Origin of the sequence: Balneola sp. (genome assembly GCA_003712055.1) — a bacterium.
Taxonomy (GTDB): Bacteria; Bacteroidota; Rhodothermia; order Balneolales; family Balneolaceae; genus RHLJ01.
Map to the genome: position 1 here is coordinate 416,682 of RHLJ01000001.1, position 22,375 is coordinate 439,056.

Annotated in this window: 21 protein-coding genes; 12 read left to right on the forward strand and 9 right to left on the reverse strand. The window is 39.3% G+C overall.

Translation table 11 applies throughout. From position 1 onward, the window contains the following. Positions 1-3: 3 nt before the first annotated feature. The 5 genes from ED557_01900 (at position 4) to ED557_01920 (ending at position 6,121) form a co-directional block, all read left to right on the forward strand. A complete protein-coding gene (locus ED557_01900; GenBank protein ID RNC85548.1) occupies positions 4-498 on the forward strand; it encodes a gluconokinase in 495 nt (164 codons plus the stop codon). Then, positions 491-1,897 (forward strand): decarboxylating NADP(+)-dependent phosphogluconate dehydrogenase, encoded by a 1,407-nt coding sequence (gene gnd, locus ED557_01905; protein ID RNC85549.1) that lies wholly within the window; start codon positions 491-493, stop codon positions 1,895-1,897. Before ED557_01900 ends, gnd begins: the two co-directional genes overlap by 8 nt. Further along, positions 1,890-3,230: a gluconate transporter gene (locus ED557_01910; protein RNC85550.1), complete on the forward strand. Its 1,341-nt coding sequence runs from the start codon at positions 1,890-1,892 to the stop codon at positions 3,228-3,230. The genes gnd and ED557_01910 overlap by 8 nt, the downstream gene beginning before the upstream one ends. 124 nt (positions 3,231-3,354) lie before the next feature. Beyond that, the gene (locus ED557_01915) at positions 3,355-4,689 is read left to right on the forward strand and encodes an MFS transporter (protein ID RNC85551.1); all 1,335 of its coding nucleotides are present in this window, start codon (positions 3,355-3,357) and stop codon (positions 4,687-4,689) included. 193 nt (positions 4,690-4,882) lie between these two features. After that, on the forward strand, positions 4,883-6,121 hold the full coding sequence (locus tag ED557_01920) for a hypothetical protein (protein RNC85552.1): 1,239 nt from the start codon (positions 4,883-4,885) through the stop codon (positions 6,119-6,121). A gap of 81 nt (positions 6,122-6,202) precedes the next feature. Here the strand turns inward: ED557_01920 and ED557_01925 are convergent, their stop codons facing one another. Further along, positions 6,203-7,048, reverse strand: coding sequence for a type 1 glutamine amidotransferase domain-containing protein (locus ED557_01925; protein ID RNC85553.1), 846 nt, complete (start codon positions 7,046-7,048; stop codon positions 6,203-6,205). A 73-nt stretch (positions 7,049-7,121) separates the two neighbouring features. Further along, positions 7,122-7,847, reverse strand: coding sequence for an SDR family oxidoreductase (locus ED557_01930; GenBank protein ID RNC85554.1), 726 nt, complete (start codon positions 7,845-7,847; stop codon positions 7,122-7,124). A gap of 70 nt (positions 7,848-7,917) precedes the next feature. On the opposite strand from ED557_01930, the gene ED557_01935 reads away from it, so the two are divergent. The 4 genes from ED557_01935 (at position 7,918) to ED557_01950 (ending at position 10,807) form a co-directional block, all read left to right on the forward strand. After that, positions 7,918-8,847 (forward strand): LysR family transcriptional regulator, encoded by a 930-nt coding sequence (locus ED557_01935; GenBank protein ID RNC85555.1) that lies wholly within the window; start codon positions 7,918-7,920, stop codon positions 8,845-8,847. Positions 8,848-9,021: 174 nt separating this feature from the next. Beyond that, the gene (locus ED557_01940) at positions 9,022-10,002 is read left to right on the forward strand and encodes a hypothetical protein (protein ID RNC85556.1); all 981 of its coding nucleotides are present in this window, start codon (positions 9,022-9,024) and stop codon (positions 10,000-10,002) included. 95 nt (positions 10,003-10,097) lie between these two features. Continuing rightward, positions 10,098-10,433, forward strand: a complete 336-nt coding sequence (locus tag ED557_01945; protein RNC85557.1) for a hypothetical protein — start codon at positions 10,098-10,100, stop codon at positions 10,431-10,433. Further along, positions 10,430-10,807 carry a hypothetical protein gene (locus tag ED557_01950; GenBank protein ID RNC85558.1) on the forward strand — a complete coding sequence of 126 codons (378 nt, stop codon included), beginning with the start codon at positions 10,430-10,432 and terminating at the stop codon, positions 10,805-10,807. The genes ED557_01945 and ED557_01950 overlap by 4 nt, the downstream gene beginning before the upstream one ends. A 54-nt stretch (positions 10,808-10,861) precedes the next feature. On the opposite strand, the gene ED557_01955 is transcribed toward ED557_01950, so the two are convergent. Beyond that, complete coding sequence (locus tag ED557_01955; GenBank protein RNC85559.1) at positions 10,862-13,354, reverse strand: hypothetical protein; 2,493 nt, start codon at positions 13,352-13,354, stop codon at positions 10,862-10,864. 43 nt (positions 13,355-13,397) lie between these two features. Then, on the reverse strand, positions 13,398-14,147 hold the full coding sequence (locus tag ED557_01960) for a DUF3047 domain-containing protein (GenBank protein RNC85560.1): 750 nt from the start codon (positions 14,145-14,147) through the stop codon (positions 13,398-13,400). A 122-nt stretch (positions 14,148-14,269) separates the two neighbouring features. Between ED557_01960 and ED557_01965 the strand changes: the two genes are divergently transcribed. From ED557_01965 to ED557_01975, 3 genes are read left to right on the forward strand one after another with little or no spacing between them, the layout of a single operon-like run. Continuing rightward, positions 14,270-14,740 (forward strand): hypothetical protein, encoded by a 471-nt coding sequence (locus tag ED557_01965; GenBank protein RNC85561.1) that lies wholly within the window; start codon positions 14,270-14,272, stop codon positions 14,738-14,740. Continuing rightward, positions 14,737-15,633, forward strand: coding sequence for a hypothetical protein (locus tag ED557_01970; GenBank protein ID RNC85562.1), 897 nt, complete (start codon positions 14,737-14,739; stop codon positions 15,631-15,633). The genes ED557_01965 and ED557_01970 overlap by 4 nt, the downstream gene beginning before the upstream one ends. Before the next feature lie 9 nt (positions 15,634-15,642). After that, on the forward strand, positions 15,643-16,473 hold the full coding sequence (locus tag ED557_01975) for a class I SAM-dependent methyltransferase (protein ID RNC85563.1): 831 nt from the start codon (positions 15,643-15,645) through the stop codon (positions 16,471-16,473). Here ED557_01975 and ED557_01980 read toward each other — a convergent pair whose 3' ends face one another. From ED557_01980 to ED557_02000, 5 genes are read right to left on the reverse strand one after another with little or no spacing between them, the layout of a single operon-like run. After that, positions 16,474-17,982, reverse strand: coding sequence for a polysaccharide biosynthesis protein (locus tag ED557_01980; protein RNC85564.1), 1,509 nt, complete (start codon positions 17,980-17,982; stop codon positions 16,474-16,476). It lies immediately after the preceding gene. Then, positions 17,975-19,252, reverse strand: a complete 1,278-nt coding sequence (locus ED557_01985; GenBank protein RNC85565.1) for a hypothetical protein — start codon at positions 19,250-19,252, stop codon at positions 17,975-17,977. The genes ED557_01980 and ED557_01985 overlap by 8 nt, the downstream gene beginning before the upstream one ends. Positions 19,253-19,277: 25 nt before the next feature. Further along, entirely contained in the window at positions 19,278-20,312 is a 1,035-nt protein-coding gene (locus ED557_01990) for a hypothetical protein (protein RNC85566.1), read from the reverse strand. A 56-nt stretch (positions 20,313-20,368) separates the two neighbouring features. Next, complete coding sequence (locus tag ED557_01995) at positions 20,369-20,959, reverse strand: ABC transporter substrate-binding protein (protein RNC85567.1); 591 nt, start codon at positions 20,957-20,959, stop codon at positions 20,369-20,371. Between the two features lie 10 nt (positions 20,960-20,969). Then, complete coding sequence (locus tag ED557_02000) at positions 20,970-22,352, reverse strand: TolC family protein (GenBank protein ID RNC85568.1); 1,383 nt, start codon at positions 22,350-22,352, stop codon at positions 20,970-20,972. Between the last annotated feature and the right edge of the window lie 23 nt (positions 22,353-22,375).

Below are 22,375 nucleotides of genomic sequence, written 5' to 3' on the forward strand. Positions count from 1 at the left end.
TCTATGCCCCCTGTCTATATAATTTTTGGAGTGAGTGGTTCTGGTAAAACTACCATTGCCCAAAAACTATCTACAGCATTAAGTATCCCCTTTTTTGATGCAGATGACTTCCATCCTGTTTCAAATGTAGAAAAGATGAAAGCTGGAGTTCCGCTTAATGATGATGACCGTTTCCCATGGCTGGAAACTCTCTCGAACAAAATAGCAGAATGGAATGAGGCTCGGGGTGCAGTATTAGCCTGCTCAGCACTAAAAGAAAAATACCGGGATATTCTTGAAGGCTCATCCAATTTGGTTCGATGGGTTTTTCTGGAAGGCTCTCATCAACTTATTGTTCAACGCATGGAAGCCAGAAAAGGACACTTTATGCCCCCTGCTCTGCTAAAATCACAATTTGAAAGCCTTGAAGAACCAATAGAATGCCTGAAAGTTTCCATTGAAAATACCCCAACTGAAATCGTGGGAGAAATCATCGAATATTTTAAAGAACATGAGTAAATCTAAACTAGGAGTGTATGGGCTCGGAGTGATGGGTAGCAGCCTGGCACTCAATATGCTGGAAAAAGGCTTTTCCATTTCAGTATTCAATCGTGATGAGGGCTCCGAAAAAGGGACAGTTTCTTCCTTTCTTGAAAAGAATTCGGGTTACGATCAATTATCAGGCTTCACAAATGAAGCAGGATTTATCGCTTCGCTTGAAAGGCCAAGAAGAATCCTGATAATGGTTAAAGCTGGTCCTGTTATTGATCTTGTAATACAACAACTTCTCCCATTTTTGGAAGAGGGTGATATACTGATTGACGGCGGTAATTCACACTTCAAAGATACCCAGCGAAGAATGGACGAGCTCTCTAAAACCCGCAATATTCATTTTCTGGGAGTGGGAATTTCGGGGGGAGAAAAAGGCGCTCGATACGGTGCTTCTTTAATGCCCGGGGGTATGAAAGAAGCGTATGAAATGGTGTCGCAGATACTCACATCCATAGCCGCAAAAGACACCTCTCAAAATCCCTGTTGTACTTTTATTGGTGAACAAGGCAGTGGGCATTTTGTAAAGATGGTGCATAATGGAATCGAGTATGTAGAAATGCAGCTTATCGCTGAATCGTACTCCATCTTAAAGCAGAACTACTCCAATGAACAGATTTCTGAAATATTCTCGGAATGGAATAAAGGTGAATTAGAAAGTTATCTTTTGGAGATCACTGCTGAAATTCTCCTGCATCAGAATGAACACGGTTATCTTATAGACCAAATTTTAGACGCAGCCGGCAGTAAAGGAACCGGATCATGGTCTACCATTGCTGCACTAGAAACCGGAGTTGTAAACACAATGATGTCTTCCTCAGTTTTTGCTCGATATGTTTCCAATAAAAAGGAAGAGAGGATATCACTATCAAAAAAAGTAAGCTCAGAATCCGTAAACTCATCATTAGAAATTCAGACGCTAAAAACCGCTTATAAAGCTGCACGGATTGTTAATCACCACCAGGGATTTGAATTAATAAGAGCGTCAGCCAAGGAATACAATTGGAGCTTAGATTTTTCTGAGTTAGCCAGAATATGGACCAATGGCTGTATTATCCGTTCCAGACTTATGGAAGAACTGTCCGAAATTTTTAAGCAATCTGACTCCCTTCTCAATCACTCTGAATCTTTTCAAGTGATCCGGGATGCTGAAAAGGCTTTATCTGAAGTCGTAAAATCAGGTATAGATGCAAGGATACCTACTCCAGCCTTTTCCTCCGGGTTCGAGTACTGGATTTCTATTACTTCAGAAAACCTTTCGTCTAATATGATACAGGCACAACGAGATTTTTTTGGAGCTCATACCTATCAACTAAAAAACGACCCAACCGGCTCGTTTTATCACACAAACTGGGAAAACAATGATTGATTGGACACTTATTGCAGCTGTATTGGGAGGCATTGGCCTGTTACTCCTTCTTATTCTTCGTTTTAAAATTCAGGCATTTATCTCCCTTCTTATTTCAAGTATTGTAGTGGGAATCCTTGCCGGACTCTCCCCTTCCGAAATGATTTCAACAATTCAGGAAGGGATGGGGAGTACATTAGGATTTGTAGCTACCGTTGTAGGACTAGGAGCTATGTTTGGAGCTATCCTGGAATATTCAGGAGGTGCCGAGGCACTAGCTAAGAGTATGATTTCCAGGTTTGGGGAGGAACGTGCTTCCTGGTCATTAATGGCAACCGGATTTATCGTAGCTATACCGGTTTTCTTTGATGTGGCCTTCATCATTCTCGTTCCAATCGTTTATGCTCTTCAGCGAAAAACCGGCAAGTCCTTGCTCATGTATGGAATTCCTTTATTGAGTGGACTTGCAATTACCCATGCCTTCATCCCCCCAACCCCTGGCCCGGTAGCTGTCGCAGATATTCTGGGAGCAGATTTGGGATGGATTATCCTATTCGGCTTTTTGGTAGGTATCCCTGCCGCCATATTGAGCGGACCTTTATTCGCAAAGTTCATAGCAAATAAGATTCAAGTCGCGGCTCCCGAATTTACCGATGAACAGGTTGAAGTAGAAAATGCTCCTTCCATTGGCATTATTCTCTCCATTATTGGAGTACCGATAGTACTCATTCTAATTAATACTTTGATCAATAGTCCTTTACTCGGTGAAGCTGCTATCCCATCGTCTATTAAAGAGTGGATGAAGATGATTGGGCACCCATTCACCGCTCTCATCATTGCAAACCTGTTGGCCTGGTATATACTTGGGATAAAGAGAGATACCCCAAGAGATAAAATGCTGGATATAATGACCCGTTCAATGGCACCAGCCGGGATTATTATTTTGCTAACCGGTGCGGGCGGGGTATTCAAACAAGTATTAGTAGACACCGGAATTGGAGAAATGCTGGCTACCTATTTTGCGGAGCAAGGCATCAGTCTTTTAGTGTTTGCATACCTTGCGGCCGTATTGGTAAGGATTTTACAGGGTTCAGCAACGGTTGCTATGATCACTGCAGCCGGTCTTACTGCCCCACTTATACTTTCAGAAACAGAAATAGAAAAAGCTCTGCTTGTGATTGCAATTGCTTCGGGTGCATCCATTCTCTCGCATGTCAACGACAGCGGATTCTGGTTGGTAAGTAAATATCTGGGACTATCAGAAAAGGAAACCTTTAAAAGCTGGACCATTTCCACCACCATTCTTTCGCTTACTGGTTTTGTAACTGTACTGCTTATTTCCCTCTTCGTGTAGACATGAGATTTTTTCTCACAAAATCGCTCTTTAATGCGCAAAAAAGCGCTTTAATTATTGATTGAAACGCAGTAGGTTAAGCCAACTTATCAGCTTTCGAGTAACCTTAACTAAACCAACCTAGATGGAAAATACCATAAACAGAGATCGGCTATTTTTGGGTAGTTGCCTGGCTCTCACTGTTACCTCACTTACATTTGCCGTACGCGCTGAAATTGAAGGAGTATTTAGCTCCGATTTTGGACTAACGGCAGCAGAAATTGGATGGGCATTTGGACCTGCTTTTTGGGGATTCACCATAGCGATGTTTGCCGGTGGATTAATTATCGACCTTGTAAAAACAAAGAATGTAATCTGGATGGCCTTCTTTATGCAGCTTATAGGATTGGTTCTTATGCTCATTTCCCGCGATAAAACTATGCTATTTGTCTCTAATGTGTTTGTTGGTCTTGGAAATGGATTTGTAGAAGCAGCATTTAATCCTCTTGTTGCAACACTCTATCCTGATGCAAAAACGAAAATGTTAAATCGCTTCCATGTTTGGTTTCCCGGGGGAATTGTAATTGGTGGCTTATTGGCCTACCTGCTTGTTGATACACTTGGATTAAGCTGGCTGGTACTTGTTGGTACCTTGTTCATCCCATTAATCTGGTATGGAGTATTATTCATGGGGCAGGAAATTCCTGAAACCGAAAGGGTTACCAGTGGAGTCTCCTATAAAGACATGTTGAAAAATACGGCAGCTCCGTATACGATCATTCTTATTGTTTCTGTGATGATTGCTTTTGCTTCTATTCCAAGCCTAAGCATCGACTTTGGTTCTAATATTACTTACATCATCGTAGTTGGATTTCTGGCGCTAATAGTCATCGAAGGTAAAGTTGTAAATAAGATTGGGTTACTCTTCCCTTTCATCTTCATTTGTATGTTCTTAACGGCAAGCTCCGAATTAGGAACCAACCAGTTCATTAACGCATTGTTGACCGATGGTGGAGTAAATCCAATCCTTATCCTGGTATTAATTACCGGAATTATGGCGGTTGGTAGATTCTTTGCCGGGCCAATCATTCACCGCTTAAATCCTACAGGCGTGTTACTAGGATCTGCAATTCTTTCTACAGCTGGCTTATACTTACTGAGTACGGTAAGCGGAGTAGCGCCAACTTTGATATCTGCAGTAGTATTCGCACTTGGTATTTGTTATTTCTGGCCAACCATGATTGGTTTCGTTGCAGAATATGTGCCAAAAAGTGGTGCACTTGGTCTTTCCATTATGGGTGGAACCGGGATGGTAGCTACCTCTCTCATTCTACCAATTATGGGAGAATCTATTGATACTGCCGGGCCACAGGCTACTCTTGGTTATATGACCATTCTTCCCGCCATACTTATCGTCCTGTTTGCAGGATTATTTGTATACATGAGAGGAAAAACCGGAGAAGGCGAAGCAGCCCACTAGGGTAAACTCTCATACTATTTAAATGAAAGGCAGCTAAGCAATTAGCTGCCTTTTTTATTTTGAGATAATAGTAATTCTATACACTTTTAGTCATTGTCTCAAGAGATTTACAAGAGACTCAATTTTAAACAAGATATACGAAAGAGAGTCAAGCATTTCCGATTTCTATATCACAAAAACACTGGGAAAAACCATGAGAACTAAACTTTTTCTACTCACCCTGCTTTCAACTTTCTGCTTTAAAACTGTATCTGCTCAAAGCCTTTGGGATTCTACAGGGACTAACATCTATTACAATGCCGGAAATGTTGGAATTGGAACCAGTAGTCCTTCAAAACCCTTTCATATAATTAGCTCAACAGAACATCACCAGATTCGACTACAAGGAACTAACGATAAACATGCCTGGATTCAATATTACCCAAGTGGCAGTGATGTTTTAAATTGGCAGACAGGAGTAAATACGTATGGTTTTAGTATATATGATGTTTCTAATACCGAGTATAGATTAACAATAAATAATTCTGGAAATATAGGGATTGGTACTGCAACTCCAGAAAGTATACTTCACTTATATGGTACAGGAGGATCAGCTTCCGGTTACAGAGTTTCAAATAGTTTTGATAATGTAAATGGGTATTTCTCTAACGATTCTGACAATTCTAATTACATAATATCCTACCAAAATACCGGAGCAACAGAAATTGAATTGCAATCAGATGGGGATGTAATTCTGGGGCAAGCTGGAAATGTGGGTATTGGAACTAGTACACCTAACTCTATTTTGCATATAAAAAGTGATACTCCTGATGCACCGGGAACCTTAATTGTCCAAGGTAAGCAAAACGATAGTACTTATAATTCAGCAGAAATTGTTCTCAGTACAGAATTTAATACAGCAAATACTCAGACAGGAACGCAGGCTGGAAGGAAAGCACTCATCAAAGCGACGGCTAACTCGAGTTGGGGTCAAAGGGTAAGTTTAGGTTTTTACACTTCGGGAGTTGCGTCAAGCTACCCGGAAGAAAGAATGGTTATTTCTCCAGATGGAAATATCGGAATCGGAACTGATTCACCTGAGAATGAACTCGAAGTCAACGGTACCATCCGCTCTAAAGAAGTAGTTGTAGAAGCCACAGGCTGGCCGGATTTTGTATTTTACTCTAATTACAATCTCCTTCCCCTAGAAGAAGTGGAACAATACATTGCTGAAAACAACCATCTTCCTGAGGTACCAAGCGAAGCAGAAGTATTAGAACATGGAGTCAAGCTTGGAGAAATGGACGCTACCATTCTTCAAAAAATCGAAGAGTTAACCTTGTACATGATTGAGCAGAATAAGATCAACAAGCAACAGCAAAAGTTGATTGATGTCCAATCAACAATGATTGAAGAGTTAAAAAAGGAAGTCTCGGAACTCAAAAAGAACTGAGTTAAAAAAGGCAGCTAAATACTTAGCTGCCTTTTTTTATTTAAATGGTCTCAAACAAATTATGATCAAAGAAGGACCACCTCAATCATTCAAAAGTTTGAGAATAGCCTCACCCACTGCCGTAGATGATTTATTATTCTGACCGGTTATTAGCTCCCGGTCTATTACCAAATGAGGGGCCCAATCCTGCTCACCTTTAGAGTAATCTCCTCCGGCATTGGTTAACGCATCCTCTGGCCAGTAAAACAACTCATCTCCTCCCAGGTAATACCTAGTAGCAATAGTTTCTTCTGAGTTACTAAAGACAGTCATTTTATAACCTTCATAAATCCATCCTTCGCCTGGCTTTGCCTTTTTTCCAGCTCTCATTTCGACCTCGAACTCTTTGCTATTTGGCAAAGCAGATAAGAGTGCTACCGGCCCATGACATACCAGGCCTGTTGGCTTTGACTCAGCGTGAAAGTGATTCAGAAACTTACTTAGATATTCGTTTGCCACTAAGTCGCCCAATGGAGCATGACCACCTGGAACAAATATAGCGTCAAAGTTCTCAATACCTATTTGATCAATACGAGCAAAACTTACAACCGGACTATGCTCCTTATCGGTTAGCATTAATCGATTGAACAGCGCTCTATGCGCATTATAATTTTCCTGACTCGTATCCAAAAAATGATCCGGCGTATCTGACACCGGATCTAATGTCGGAGCCAGACCTGTAGGCGTGGCAAAAGTCACCGTATATCCTGCATCTAAAAAGATCTTGACAGGTTCCATCAATTCGTTCAGGTAAAACCCAGTTTGGTAATCGTATCCTCCTTTTAGTTTCATTTCTGAAACCTCAGATATTATTACCAGGATATTTCCTGCAAATACTACTTGAACATTAATAAGAACGGTTAATACTATTAGAAATAATTTTTTCATAACGTCATAATTTTGTTATTAATTGGTTGGGATGATTCTTTGGCTAAATGGCTAACCAAAGAAGCCTGAATTTCTACCAGGCTATTTCTTCTCCATCGTGCACAAACTTTCCCGTAAAATCGGCAGATGATAAACTCACTGAAGTCTTCGCTCCCTCCGGTGCTTCCAGCGGAGCATTTTTACCTCCTAAATCCGTCTTCACCCATCCAGGATGAGCCGAATTCACTTTAATGTTTGAATCCTTCAAAGCTGCCGCTAAATGCACTGTGAATGAATTCAAAGCAGATTTGGATGCATTATAAGCGAAGGGCTTAATTCCACTCCATGGAGAGCTTTCATCACTTTGGACGGTATTAGATCCTAAAATGCTTGAGACATTTACGATCCTGGCTTCCTTACTTTTTTTGAGTAGTGGTAATAGTTTTTGAGTAAGGCTTACAAGGCCGAAGAAATTCACATCGAATGTTTCTTTTAATACTTCGGCTTTCACAATTTCAGAAGAATTAACACCTGTTGGCTCTCCGCTATGCATGATCCCTGCATTATTTACCAACACATCAAGCTTACCATAGGTAGTATCGATATGCTGTACTAAGGAATCTACTTCAGCTTCGCTAGTAACTTCTAGTTGTACTAATTCCACATCTAATCCTTCTTCTTTCAATTTTTGAACTGCTTCTTTGCCTCTTTCCTTGTTTCTTGAAGCCATTAAAACAGTCAAACCTTCTTTTGCTAATTGTCGAGCAGTCTCAAGGCCTAAGCCTTTATTGGCTCCTGTAACTAATGCTATTGTATTCATTTGACTATAGTTTTTTAAAGTTGACGGAGCAAGATTATTGAATTGATGATATCAAATGAAATAGCTTATTTTGCCTCATGTTATAATTATTTTTATATCTATGGTTAATCTTGAATGGTATAGAACCTTTAAAGCAGTCTACAAACACCGCAACTACTCAAAGGCTGCGGAGGAGTTATTCATGAGCCAGCCAGCGGTGACTAATCAGATGAGTAAGCTAGAGGCTTATGTTGGGCACAAATTGTTTATCAGAAAATCAAAAGGTGTTGAAGCTACTGAGAACGCTAAATTCCTTAATAACTTGATTATTGAATCTCTTGATACTTTGGAAGAAGTGGAATCAATGTACAGCCGAAACGTAAGGAAAGAGGAAAAACTGTACGTTCTTGGAATCAGTGAACACCTATATAAAAGTTTCCTTTCCAACAAGTTCACCGACTTCAAACACTTGTCTATTCGATTTGAAGAGAGAAATGAAATTCTAACCGACCTGGTCAATCAACAAGAAATTGACGCCGCGATAATTCATCATGAGGTACAAACCTTTGATATACTCTCTCATAAAATTCTAAGCTCTCCATTAGTAATTGTTGGTCACCCCAATATTGACACCAACGAAATTAGTATTCACACTGAGAATCAAGACCTTCGAAAAATTCAACATTGGCTGGAACAACAGATCTGGTTCTCGCACATGTCTACCAATCCCTTCATTAAATTGTTCTGGTTGCATTGCTTTAATAAGAAAAGGCCTAAAGTTTTCACCAACTATATCATTCCCAATGAATATTTCATGCTTCAAGAACTGACCAAAACAGAAGGGATTTGTGTGACCTTATTGAAAAATGCAAACGAGTTCCTTGAGGATGGAACATTACAACTCATTTGGCAATCAGATTCATATCCGGAAAGAAATTATTTTTTAATAGCTCATAAAAAGCAAAAACACCTTTTTGAGTTATTAAAAAACCTATTTGGAGAAACTGCCCGCTACAAATGAAGTGGTAAGTGATATATCCAGATTTAGTCACCGTTTTATTTTGAGATAATTGTAATTCTATAGACTTTAAGGCCAGTGTCTCAAGAGGTTCAAGAGACTTAATTTTAACGATGATATAAGAAAGAGAGTCAAGCTTTTTTCTATTTCTATATCGCCAAACACTAGGATAAAACCATGAAAACGAAACTTTCTCTATTCGCACTACTTTCAATTTTTTGCTTTCAAACTGTATCCGCTCAAAATGTGGGGTGGTTCTATGGATCTACAGATGGGTCTGATGCCATTGACTTAAAACTGGGCTACCGGAACTCTGGTAGTTCAAACAACTTCACGCTTTCCAGTAGATATGTGAATGGAGCTGCATACTTAGACTATAGATCATCTGCATGGAGTAACTGGACAACCTGGGAACGAAATAGCTCGACAGGAACAAAAAATATTTTAAGATTTGGTGGCTCCGATGGATTAGGCCATTACCTAACCATTTTTGATAAGGATAGTGGAGCAACAAGTATGGTCAAGTTAAATGCTAATGGAGATTCATTTTTTAGTAATGATCTTGGTATCGGTACTACTTCTCCTAGTTCAACGCTTCATATACATGGCGATGGAGGTTCTGCTTCTGGCTATAGCATCTCTAATAGTTCTGAAAGTGTTAGAGGTTATTTCCGTGATAATACTGCTGATGCAGATTATGTAATCACTTATTTGGGTTCTGGAGAAGCAGAAATTGAGCTACAATCGGATGGAGATGTAATTCTGGCACAAGCTGGAAATGTTGGGATTGGTACTACAACACCCGGAAATGAACTTGAAGTCAACGGCACCATCCGTTCAAAAGAAGTTATTGTTGAAGCTACTGGCTGGCCGGATTTCGTTTTCTACCCTGACTATGATCTCCTTCCTCTCGAAGACTTAGAGCAATTCATAGTTAAAAACAATCATCTTCCTGAAGTACCAAGTGAAGCAGAAGTGAACGAAAATGGCGTCAAGCTTGGAGAAATGGATGCTACACTTCTTCAAAAAATTGAGGAATTAACCCTGTACATGATTGAGCAGAATAAGATCAATAAGCAGCAGCAAGAGTTGATTGATGTCCAGTCAGAAATGATCGAAAAGTTAAAGCAAGAAGTCTCAGAGCTCCACGATAAATAACAGAAAACTCAAGGCAGCTAAGCAATTAGCTGCCTTTTTTATTTTGAGATAATAGTAATTCTATAGACTTTAGCTAGTCATGTACCCATGAAAGGATGAAAAAACTATTTCTTGATGATATTAGAACTATTGACATGATTTATGACAAATCCATGGAACAGGAATTTGACATAGTTAGAACTTATAGAGCCTTTGTTGACTATATCAAAATAAATGGACTGCCTGACTTTATTAGTTTCGATAATGATTTAGGACTTGATGAGAATGGTGAATTAGCACCTGATGGTTATGCTGCCGCTAAATGGCTTGTTTATGAGTCTGGGCTCGATTTAAGGAATTTGGAATTCAAAGTACATTCTGCAAATCCGGTAGCCGCTAAACAAATTGATGGGTTATTAACTAATTATATCAATCATTTAAAAGAGAAATGAGTTGGGACATTATACTATTTAACTCGAAAGAGACCATAAGTTCCATCGAACAACTGGATGAAGAGAAATTAGAGCCTATTGACTTCACAGAAATCTTCGAAAATTCATTTGATGATATAGTCAAAGATGACAAATATCGAGAAATAAAAGGGAAAGATTATTCGATTACATTCTATACTGATAGTGAATTAGTAAGTAATAAAATGTTGAGTCTATATGGAGAAAATGGATTATTTGAGTTGATAGAACTGGCAAAACGACAAGGTTGGCAAATTTTCGATACAGGATTGGGAAATATGATTGATTTGGATAACCCAGGGAATAATGGATATGAAAACCACAGGAAGTATGTGGAGCAAATAATAAAAAAATAAAAACGGTGTACAACAAGGTGTGGTTGCACTTCGGATATGCCCATACGCAGACTGTTAAAACCTAATCCAGTCTTTATCCTCTAACAATTGGATAAGGGCTGGCAAAAAGGTAACGGATGTAAGAAGAGTCATACCTATTCCAATTACCGCCATCACTCCAAGCGACTGTAAGCCCGGATGAGCAGTAAAGAGCAGTCCTGCAAAACCGAGCATAGTGGTGAAAGACCCCATGGTAATATGTTGTCCTGTACTTGAGAGTACCTCCCACATGCTGTTCTTACCCTCATCCCGGTAGCGATGTGCTAAGTGAACCCCACTGTCCTCCCCTATTCCAAGGATAGCTGGAAGTACAACCAGGTTATAGAAGTTGAACTGAAGATCGAAAATCATCATGATACCAAACATCCATAGTAAACCAACCAATAATGGTAACATGGAGATCAGTGACCATCGAAAAGATCGGAAAGTAAAAATCATAAAAAGGTATATGATCAGGAAGGTAGCTCCCACCATATAAGGACTTTCTGTCCTCATCAAATCTAGCATAGACGCTGCAACAATACTGGTACTTGCCGCATGATAGGTTTTACCTCCGTCCAGTCTTACTTCTCCTACATCATCTTTGAAGGCAATAGATAAGCGACCATCCGAAAGCCCTACCGAAGGATATATGATTACAAAACGCCCTACTTCTCCATCTTTGGTGATAAACCTCGATTTCAGATAATCGGGGATTTGATCAATAGTGAGCGGTTCGGTGGTCTGAGAGGCACGACGAAGTTTATCAAGGTCTTCATCTTCTTCATTTACTATAAATGGATCCTGAAGTAAATCTCTGATATTTGCAATTGTTGCAAGCTTGGCTTCCTCTTCCTCTGAAGTAGATGGAAATCGCTCCTGTAACGACTCAATACTCAAAATGGTAGGCGAGGTCGTGTCTTGATCTTTGATCTCCTGTAAAGCAAACATGAGCTCTTTGACCTCTTCATCTGAATCAGCAATGATGTAGGCTGGATTTCTTTTGTCCGAGTCTTCCGCCTGTCGGGCTACTTCGCGAAACTTCTCATACTCAGGAAATCGTGGCTCAAGTTCACCTGTATCATATTGAAAGCTAAGATTTCCACTTAAAGCAATTACCACTCCTGAAATGAGCAAACCAATGACTACCACTGTGCGAGCAAATGGGTATCTACGCTTTTGAATGTTATGGAATTCTTCGTCATGACTGAACAGGATCAGGTTAAAGCGTTCAAAAATGACTAGCAAAGATGGGAGCACATACAGCATCGCAACCAGTGCAAGCATAATCCCAGTACCTGAAATAAAGCCAAATTCTGAGAAGCCTCTGAAATCAGCAAACATAAGCACATACAATGCACAGGCTGTAGTGAACGCGCTTACCAATATGGCTTCACCGGTTTTATCATTGGTAGCATAAATAGCAGTTTCCACGTCCATCCCACTTGAGCGTAATTCTATGTACCGGGCGTAATAATGAATTCCATAATCGATCCCAAGACCAAAAAGAATTACAAAAAGCACTGAGGTCATGGTATTCAGCATTCCCAGATAGAAATAGGTAATACCAAAAGTCCAAAGAAGACTAATAAGCAAGGGCACTCCAATGATGAGAACAGGAATAGGCATCCGAATGATATGGCTCCATAACGAATACTCCTGATCTCCGTTTGAGCCTCTTCTGTAATGAATGTATTTCTTGATAAAGAAGTACAACATCACCAGCAACACAACACTGCTGATACCGGATGCAAAACTTCCAAGCACATCATTCATAATAGAAGTCAATTCTTCTAGATGTCGCTTTAACCTGCCTCCATATTGTACCTGCATCTCAGGATGGAAGGAAGCAGGATTGAGCGCTGTAATCAACGAGTCGTACGTCTCAAACATGTCTTCCAGATACTTAATATCACTCTTGGAGCCTGTAGGGAAGAACTTAAGCACCATTATGGTACTGTCTTCACTAATGGGGTATTCTGATGGAACTAAAGTCTCATAACTTTCCTGGAAGCCCTCTGCCCTGGTATCCTCTTCTTCATCATCTTCTTCAAAATCAATATAAAGAGGGCTCGCTTCTAATTTAGCCTGTTCGATTTCGTCTTCGAGCCACTGAGTAATATCCACCAGTTCCTGGTTACTGGCCAGATATAAGGCATTATCTTTTAATACTTCTGTGTCTTTCTTGTACTCAGCTCTTTTAAAATAAACATCCTGATACCTTTGGTAATAAAGTTCTAGTGTTTTCGGGATGAGCGCTTCTGCAAAAGCTTTGTTCGCTTCAAAACTTGGAGAATTGATCGCCACCTGCATTTCCGTCTCCCCACCAACGGTTTCTTTTAATTCCTCCAGAGCCAGGACATTGGGGTGATCGGCAGGTAGTAAATTCGCTATGTCAGTATCAACCTTAAGTTGTGAAGCATAATATCCGCTGAGAGCCGCCAGTGCTAAAGAGAAGATAATCACTAAAAAAGGATGGCGGATATTAAATGTTAAAAGAGGCCTGAACAGCCCAAGAAGTTGCTTCATTTATATATTTAACTGACTAAATCGTTGATAATACGGATTTGATTTAATTATCGGGAGAAGAGCTTAAGAAAATGTCGTCATAATCTGCTTTTGAATTTTTATTCGTGCTATCACCATCACTCAAGATCAATATTGCTAATGGGGTATTAGGTGGACGATCAGCGAATAGACGTCTGTAATCTTCCACTATATTCCGTTGAAAGGAATGCCATTCTCCCAGCCCTTCTTCACCTGTTCCCATAACTACAATCTTTTGGTTGCCGTGAAATATGGATGCTTCCTCACCCACAGGAAGGCTGGAACTCCAGGTATATCGAATGGATTTAGGAACTTTTCGGAATAATACTTTTCCCAAATCAAAAACTACATAGATACTTGCAGCGGTATCATTTTTTTTCTTGTCCGTTTCCTTGGCTCCATCGGGGATGTCATGAATACGCCATTTCCAGTTCAGGATTGGAGTTTCATAAATATCTACATCAGACTTAGCTAATGGATAATTTAAATGTTTACCTCTTACACCGTCAAAACGTAGGAACTTATTCGTTCCCTCCTCCATAACTGTATAGTTATATGTTTTGCGCAAATCTCCTGTGTAGGTAATTGGCCTTGCCTCTCCTTTTTGGTTGTACCAATTTTCCGGAAGATCACCAATAAGCTCATTTTCAAAATCCTCTATATCAAAGAAGATCACTTCTCCCGAATCTGATTGAGAGAATGCCGGCATCGAAAAGAGCAATGCAAGAACAAAAATTATGGCCGCTTTTTTACCCATGTAGATGTTGTAGATCATATTGAATTAACAGAAGAAAGAATATAAATATTAATTCCTCGATTTATTGTATCTCTAAAAACCTTAACTTCGCATATCCATTATTTATTTCATGATTATTAATGTCTAATCAAAAGCGGATGATGAGAATAACGCTCATCACTTTTCTACTTTCCGGGATTCTACTCGCCACTCATGAAGGAGAATACTGGCCCTTCAGTATATATCCTATGTTTTCTAAAGCTGGTAATCCATGGACCCGTGCAATCGTAACCGATGTCTCAAATGTTGATTCCTCTGATGTTTGGCAAACTACCTCACTAAATGAAATCAATGGAACTGTTGAGAGTATCCTAGATGCCGGTGTAGATCAGATTGATTTCTCAAATTTTGTGTCCAAAACAAAGAACTGGGATGAAAAAAGAGTTCAGGCTCTGCGAACAATGCTTGGAGAGCAACATTTCCAAAATGAAGACTGGATGATTTTTAAAGTGAGAGGTCAGATGGTTGGCGATGATAGTGTAACCGTTCAGGTTACCCCTTATCTGCTCTTTAAATCAGATACCACTCTTTTCAACCCTAATTTGTCAAACGAGGATTATTTTAGCGAATGAAATTAGGAGCATATATAGTAAAGAATCTCTTTGGAGAGCCGGAAGAACTCACCAAAGCTCACGTCATTTATTTCAAGATTTTTGAGCTATTTATGGTATATGAGGTTATTTGGCACTCATGGTACTGGGGAATTTATACCCTTAAGATTAGAGATGTAGTTCTCCCTCTTGGCCTTGCACGATTGGTTGATATCTCGTTTATGCATAATGAGTTCATGCCGATTATCGTGGCCTCTTTGACCACTATTATTGTTTTGGTAGCCTTTTTTAGAATCGGCTCAAAGTGGCTATATGCCATAGCGCTGTTGCTATTTCATATTTTATATGTGGCCCGTTTCTCTATTGGAGAAATTCCTCATAGTGCAAACTTAGTTGGAATGGCATTATTTAGTTTTGCTATAGGATTGGGATTCTTCGATAAGAAAAATGAGCGATATCGATTCATTATTGGTATCACCATCTTTTATATCGGAGCAGGTTATTTCTCTGCTTCCATATCAAAATTAATTGGTACTGGAATTACATGGGTAGATGGCAGGCATTTGTGGCTTTGGATTGCTGAAAAGGGAACAGACATACTTTCTAGGGAAGGAGAATTCCAATACACCTTTGTTCAAACCCTGGCACTAAATAGTATCCCTATAGCTACTATGATCTTGATTGTCGGTATTCTGACCGAGTTTTTCGGAATTCTTTTCTGGTTCAACAAAGCAAGACCATTTATCGCTTTATTTTTAATTGGAATGCATTTTGGAGTTACGCTTAGTATGAATATCCGCTTTGATGCTTTCATGATTGAGCTCTTTATTCTTGGCTTTCCCTGGCCCGAATGGTATAATCGGTACCAGCATAAAATCCGCGGCTTTTTCGAACCGGATAAAATTCCCATTTAAGTTTTCTTTATGGCATATTTTGATGAGTTGAACCTCAAGATAGTTGACAATAAGTACATCTATCCCCCGGTAATTATACTTGCTGTATTATTTGGAGTACTATTCTCTTTTGTAGATTTCCATCTTGCAGTAGTTATTACTCTACCGTTAGTAGTACTGTATTTCTCATTGCTTATTTTTCATACTTATCGAGGAATAATTAAGGAAATCAGATACCAGGACGAGCGTAATCAGGCTCTTTTTAACATTTACTCTTTAGTTAAACCAACAGCGCCTCTTCCCTATTTATCTGGCTGGGCAGCTTTCCCGGAATTGATAAATACGATTCTGGGCGAAGTAAAGACATTAAAGCCAGATTATATAATCGAAATTGGAAGTGGTTCTTCAACCATTATTACTTCTTACCTATTGCAAGAGCATGGACAAGGATTCATTCACTCCCTTGATCATGATGAGTTTTATGGAGGTAAGACCAAAGCTCAATTAGCTCAACATGGACTCTCTGATTACGCTGAGATTCATTTTACCCCCCTGGTTGATCAATCTGTGGGAAGTAACAAGTACACCTGGTATGATCTCTCAGCTTTTAAATTAGAGGAAAACAGTGTTCAACTTCTTGTAGTTGATGGTCCTCCTGAGAAAACTCAACGTCACGCTCGCTATCCAGCGTTACCTCTTTTAGAGAAGTATTTGGATAAAAATGCAGTAGTAATTCTGGATGATGCCGGAAGAAAAGAGGAACAGGAAAGCGTGCAAATGTGGCTAAAAGAGTTCCCAGGATTTGAGCATGAATTCATTCCTACCGAAAAAGGAATTTCCATTCTCAGAAGAAAAGCCTAGTTACTTCCATAAGAAACTGAGCTTCATCATCTCTTTCACATTATTCCAGTCTTCCTTCTTAATCGTTTTAGTTACACTGCCTAATAGAGAATAGCCTGTTAAAAAGAATGCCGAGCTAATAAGGATATTTGGAATCCATTCCACATAGGTATCCAGACTATTACTTAAAAAGTAAGTCATTGCTCCTACAATAATGGAAACCAGGGTAATTCTACCATATTGAGGTAGCGGAAGTACTTTATAAGCTGGGATATTTAGATGGGTACCTATTCTTCTTAGCAGGAATACCCAGTTAATTATATTTGCGAGCAAGGTTCCAAAAGCTGTTCCATTGATACCATAGAAATAGGTAAGCGGAATACTAAAGAGGATGTTCAATACTACAAGGAGAATACTTAATCGTAACACTCCTTTCGTATCCCCAAAGGCTTGAAGTATACTCCCGTAATGGGCTACCCTGATGAGGATGATGAGATTATAAATCTGGAATGGGATTATCGCATTTCTATAACTGGTCTCATCTGTCTCAAAGATATTAATGAAGTAAGGAGCAAGCACAACAGCCAGAATAGTTAAGGGAATAACAACCAATGCTACTTTATTTATCCCTTTATGCCATATATGAATGAGTTCATTAAAACTTCCTTTAATCTTTAGTTGTACATATCTGCTAATTAAAACTGTTCCAACTGCAAAAGGGATAACTTTAATTATTGGAACTTCCTGTGCACCAACAGAGTATTCCGCAAAAGCTACATCTGTTAAGAAAAAAGCTACGATAAATTTATCCGCATATTTATTAAACTGATTGACGAGCGAAGATATTCCAAGAGGGATTGAAAAATAAACCTGCTCCTTAAGATTTCCTGAGGGGGTACGAATTTCTCCCGGGGGGATAACTAATAGCATCCAAATCATAGACCCAATAAACCGGATTATAGCGTACCCTACTAACGAATAAATGGCTACCTCGATAGAATACCCCAGAGAAATAGGAACAATAAGCGCCAAGAAAGAAATCAAACTAGTTAAAATCTGATACCACCCGGCTTCTTTTTGTCTATCCAAAGCAAGTAATATATTATGAACAGGCCAAGTAGGAATTTCGAACACAGCCATAATGGCTATAAAGGGCAACAAGCTTTGAATTGCAATAATAGCTGTTTTATCAAAACCACTTATTAGCTCAGGAGCGAATAGTTGCACTATCATAATTACTCCACCAGCCAAGAGCCCAGTTAGTACCAGTAAACCAGTTGTTTGAAGCGCAAAAGCTTTCCTGAAATTTTTTGCAAGATGCTCAAAGTAATAAAAGACGCTTTCCGGAAACCCAAGTGTAGCGAGATTACGTGCCACCTCATATATCATTAATAGATATCCAAGTATTGCATATTCTGTTTTCCCTAATACCCTTACGACAATAACAGCAGTTGTTAAGTCAATGAGTGAAGTAAGTATCCTCGAAAAAACCACAACCATGGTTTTTTGTTTCAAAGAGTTATTACTCATTACTTATCACCTCATCTAAGAGTTCTGCAAGTTGTTTCGAAGTATGTAGTGCAGAAAATTTAATAACAGCTTTTACCTCTGTTTTAACTGAAAAAGAGATCTTCTCTCCTTTTTGTAAAGCTTCGACCGATTTAATTAATAGGTCAGCAGCTTCAACTAATCTATCTTTAGAAAACTGCACTCCCCTACCTGTCTCTTCTAAAATAGTCGCAATTTCATCGTTTTGAACAAGAGAAAGAATGGGCCTATTGGATACTAGGTAGTCTAATAACTTGGCAGGTACAATCTCTTTTCTATCGGGATGTGTGCTTAATAATAGGATATCGGCATTTGCAATTTCTTTCTGAACTAATTCGAAGGGAACTTTATCCCTTACAATAAAACGATCATGAACACCGGCTTCGATTGCTGCATCTAAATCTTCTCCTGATAACTCAGCGTAGGAATGAATATTGATATACTTAAGTACTTCTGGATTTTTTTCTTTTACAATAGCCAAGACCTCAATAATTAAAGAGGCTGTAGACAATTCCCGAAAACTTCCCATAAAGAAAACCTCCAAATTCTTAGAAAGAATTGCAGGTATTGACTGATAGGGCTGCCCTTGAAAGCTATTATAAATGGTAGTAGTTCTTCCCTTTAGTTTAGGGTATTCGTTGAGATAGAGCTTCTCTGTTTTCTTTGCCGTAAATGTCATGTAATCCGCTTTCCTAACCATCCAGGCTTCAGCCCTTTTCTCAATGTTGCGGGCAAAAAATCCTTTTTTAGGGAACCTCACTTTGCATAATGTCCATGGATCTCTGAAGTCTGCTACCCAGGGCAGTTTTAATTTCTTTGCTATTTTTCCGGCTATATACCCTCCAGACCAAGGATCAGAAGTAGTCCAAACTACATCGGGTTTAACTTCTTCGATGACCGATTTGATCTCACCCTTCATAGCCCAAAAAAATGGCAACCACGTATCTACAGGGAAATTTGAATCTATCCAATCCGCAAATGAATTGTTCTTTTTCTTTTTGACTTCGTTTGCTGACTTCGGGCTTTTGTTATCCTTGTAGGTTCTATCTATCGGAGATCTGAGTTTAAAGATCGGAATATCTTTTAGCTCCTCTTGTTCGTTTTTTGTCAGTTCAGAGCTCGAGTCATCAATGCATAGTACAGATGGTTCCCATCCATACTTCTTTAAATGTATTGCAAATTTATAAGGCCTAAGTGATCCAACCCTCCTTCTGGGGACGAAATATGGGGCTATTATAAGTACGCGCTTCAAAACAGGGTCTCTTTACCCTAATGACTTAACTAGTGGCCTGTTCCTGCACTTCATGAGGTGCAGAGTTCTGAGCTCTTAGATTAAGATCATTATTCACAAGCCTTTTCCATACCTGTTCTGAAAAACTAAAGAATGGAGTTTTCTGATGATACCAACCAAAGTGTAGACAATAAGGAGTAGTCATAAGATAATCACCGCTGCCGGGTATCAAGGTAAAAACACTAGTCAGAAAATTTCTAAATGTAGATGATTTCAATCCTCTAAAGGAGTACACAAAATCATTGTTATAGTATTTACATTTCACGTATTGGAATTCATCATCGTGCTCGGTGAGATCGTCGATATAATCCAGTTGAGGGCTATTATGCCCCTGCAACCATGGGTAAATAGGAATATTCAGCTTTGACATAGCCATCGCCAGACTCCATTCACATGACTCTTCGGTTCGACCTTGTTCCATTTTTCGGCTTCTGAAATGTGTTTCATCCTTTTTCGAAAGCATTTCACCAGCCATCAAACACACTTTCTTTGTTAGGTCATAATCCTTGGCATACATCATTCCTGACTGTACACGGCTCAAATAGGTTAATCCAAACTTCTTCAGCGTTTTCCTTCTTCTTCCAAAAAAAACATCCTTCAATACTCCGACTCCTTTTGCAGCTCCAAAAAAGCTGTCTGAAATCAGATTACCGGTAATAGTAAAATCAAACGAAGCGAACGACTGCCAGAGATTGTCGGGATTTTTACACCAAACAATATCGCTATCAAGAAATATGTTACGCTCGAAGAATAAGTAGTGATAAATGTTGTGCTTGAACCCAACAATAGAGGCATGTTCCTCAGGCAATGGATGGATTATATCAAAAAGATGAGTAAGACCTTTCTCCTCAAGAATAGCACGTTGCTTTTCACCACAAGCTAATGCGACCGGTCTTTCCCTGTCATATCTTCTTAGACTAACAACCGAAGCTACTGCGTGCTTTAAATATTTTGGATGCCCATAGCTAACATAAACGTAGCCTTCTTTACCCGCTTTTTCTTTTTTGTATGATTGTAGCACTGTCTGTTTTTTTGAAAAGATACGGCTTATCCAAACGCATTGAAAGCGTTGAATAATTACTGGGCCGCCCTTTTCCTAAGGCTATCCATAAGTGCATCAAAACCTCTTCGTGCAATGATTCGCTGGAATTGATTTTTATAGGATTCTGCAGTCCAAAGATCATCGACACTCATATCAGTAATAACCCATTCTTCTCCTTCAAGTACCATCTTATAATCTACAGGGGTGCGAACCTCGTCTAACTCAGCCATCGTTTTAACAAGAGCTGAGCCATCCTCAACTTCGATAGAGTTATAGGTAACTACTGCCCGGTATATTTCGAGCTTATTCATTGAATGATCTCTAACAATAGTGCTGAACAAATCGATAAACTCTGTTCTACTTTCTGCAGAAATTTCATTATAAGTATCAGCAAGAGCCGTTTTGGCCATAGCTTCAAAATCGATGATACCATTTATAATCTCCTTGAGATTTTCTCTTTGCTCTTCAGAATATTCCTGCCCCTCCGGCCCAAGTAGTTCTTTTATTTGATCATCACGTTCAGTTAGAAGAGTTCTGATCCCTTGCTCATTTTCTTGAGCAATTACCTGCATTGAACTTATTCCAATACAGAAAACAGCAAATATAGTTGTGATTACCTTTCTCATAAATCCGTAATTAATTATTCCTCGTGGCTGTTAACGGTATACCAGCTGATTTATTTAACTTTGCAACTGTTGAGTTTAATTCAAAAATGCCTTCCATTTCTGATAGTCGAAGTTCTAATTCTTGCCTAACAGCATCAACCAGATCTTTTGAGTCACCGAATCCAAAATCATAGTCTAATTGCTCCATTCTGAGCCATTCTTTTGCAACTTGAAGCGCTTCTCCCGTCTTTTCGACCTTAACTTCAGCAAGAGCAGCCTTTCGATATGCATCATTTACTTCAAGAATAATCAGATCTTGTTGAGAATCCTTAAGATAATTTAACCGGCTAACTTCCAGTTTGCTGCGCTCAAAAGAAGTTTTTGCCTGAAAGAAGTTCAGGTTTTGACGAATGGTAAATCCAATCGCCGTATTAAATGTATTCTCCGGAGTAGAGATAAATGGATTGGGTTGTCTGGGTCGGATAGGAGTACTCGCAAATGTAGTGGTAAAACCCAGATACAAACCCGGAAGGTTTTGGGACTTTAGTGACTCGATATATTCTGTTAGTGCTTCTTTCCCTAATTCTAAAGCAAGTAGTTCCGGGCGATTGTCTTTTGCACTCTTTTGATAGAACCCAAGATGCTCCATTTTTAATTGTACCGGATCCAAAAACCTCACTTGAGGCTCATAAATAATTCCCAAAGCATTCCTAAGTGCATAGTTCCAGGTCTCTTTAACGTAATGTAAACTTTGAGCTACTTCCTCTCTTTGAATATCAAATTGGGCCTTAAAAATGCGAAATTTATATTCATCGGTATCATCCGCCTCTTCCGGGTTCTCTTCTCTTTGTTTTTCGAGAGCACGTTCTATTTGCTCAATTTTATCTTCAGCATCAGTGAGAAGCCGTTCAATTTCTAAAGCAAATACATAGCTATAATATAAATCATAGAGTATTAGCTCGATCTCAGCCTGTGTGGCATTATACTCTTCTTCTGTAGCACGAGCAGCTATTTTAGCAGCATTAATTGCTTTGTTTATTGCTCCCCAGGTAAATACAGGCTGTACCCCTTGTAAACGTACGCGGGTGTAGAGCCCTACTTTACTCCAATCATTAGTTGCATCTGGGTCGAGATATATTTGGTCATCGGCATAATCTCCCGGTGAATCAACACTTGGAACTATAGCATGCTCACTTCTTAAAGACAATGAAGGTAAAAACCTTTGATCCTTGGCCATCTGAGTTTGGTTTTCGGCCAGCTCAATATTAGTACCAACAACCTTCATTTGCCCCGAATTCTCAAGAGCAATAGCCAGGAACTCAGGAAAACCTATTCTAAGTGTATCTTGCGAAAAACCTGATCCAGAACTAACCAGTATCAGTGTAAGTAAGAAGAAAAGCGTTTTAACTTTCATAATGATGGCGTTTTAACGCACCC

Excerpts from the sequence above, each read along its gene's own strand:
- ED557_01900 (RNC85548.1), top strand. The coding sequence starts at position 4 with ATGCCCCCTGTCTATATAATTTTTGGAGTGAGTGGTTCTGGTAAAACT.
- gnd (RNC85549.1), top strand. The coding sequence starts at position 491 with ATGAGTAAATCTAAACTAGGAGTGTATGGGCTCGGAGTGATGGGTAGC.
- ED557_01910 (RNC85550.1), top strand. The coding sequence starts at position 1,890 with ATGATTGATTGGACACTTATTGCAGCTGTATTGGGAGGCATTGGCCTG.
- ED557_01915 (RNC85551.1), top strand. The coding sequence starts at position 3,355 with ATGGAAAATACCATAAACAGAGATCGGCTATTTTTGGGTAGTTGCCTG.
- ED557_01920 (RNC85552.1), top strand. The coding sequence starts at position 4,883 with ATGAGAACTAAACTTTTTCTACTCACCCTGCTTTCAACTTTCTGCTTT.
- ED557_01925 (RNC85553.1), bottom strand. The coding sequence starts at position 7,048 with ATGAAAAAATTATTTCTAATAGTATTAACCGTTCTTATTAATGTTCAA.
- ED557_01930 (RNC85554.1), bottom strand. The coding sequence starts at position 7,847 with ATGAATACAATAGCATTAGTTACAGGAGCCAATAAAGGCTTAGGCCTT.
- ED557_01940 (RNC85556.1), top strand. The coding sequence starts at position 9,022 with ATGAAAACGAAACTTTCTCTATTCGCACTACTTTCAATTTTTTGCTTT.
- ED557_01945 (RNC85557.1), top strand. The coding sequence starts at position 10,098 with ATGAAAAAACTATTTCTTGATGATATTAGAACTATTGACATGATTTAT.
- ED557_01950 (RNC85558.1), top strand. The coding sequence starts at position 10,430 with ATGAGTTGGGACATTATACTATTTAACTCGAAAGAGACCATAAGTTCC.
- ED557_01955 (RNC85559.1), bottom strand. The coding sequence starts at position 13,354 with ATGAAGCAACTTCTTGGGCTGTTCAGGCCTCTTTTAACATTTAATATC.
- ED557_01960 (RNC85560.1), bottom strand. The coding sequence starts at position 14,147 with ATGATCTACAACATCTACATGGGTAAAAAAGCGGCCATAATTTTTGTT.
- ED557_01965 (RNC85561.1), top strand. The coding sequence starts at position 14,270 with ATGAGAATAACGCTCATCACTTTTCTACTTTCCGGGATTCTACTCGCC.
- ED557_01970 (RNC85562.1), top strand. The coding sequence starts at position 14,737 with ATGAAATTAGGAGCATATATAGTAAAGAATCTCTTTGGAGAGCCGGAA.
- ED557_01975 (RNC85563.1), top strand. The coding sequence starts at position 15,643 with ATGGCATATTTTGATGAGTTGAACCTCAAGATAGTTGACAATAAGTAC.
- ED557_01980 (RNC85564.1), bottom strand. The coding sequence starts at position 17,982 with ATGAGTAATAACTCTTTGAAACAAAAAACCATGGTTGTGGTTTTTTCG.
- ED557_01995 (RNC85567.1), bottom strand. The coding sequence starts at position 20,959 with ATGAGAAAGGTAATCACAACTATATTTGCTGTTTTCTGTATTGGAATA.
- ED557_02000 (RNC85568.1), bottom strand. The coding sequence starts at position 22,352 with ATGAAAGTTAAAACGCTTTTCTTCTTACTTACACTGATACTGGTTAGT.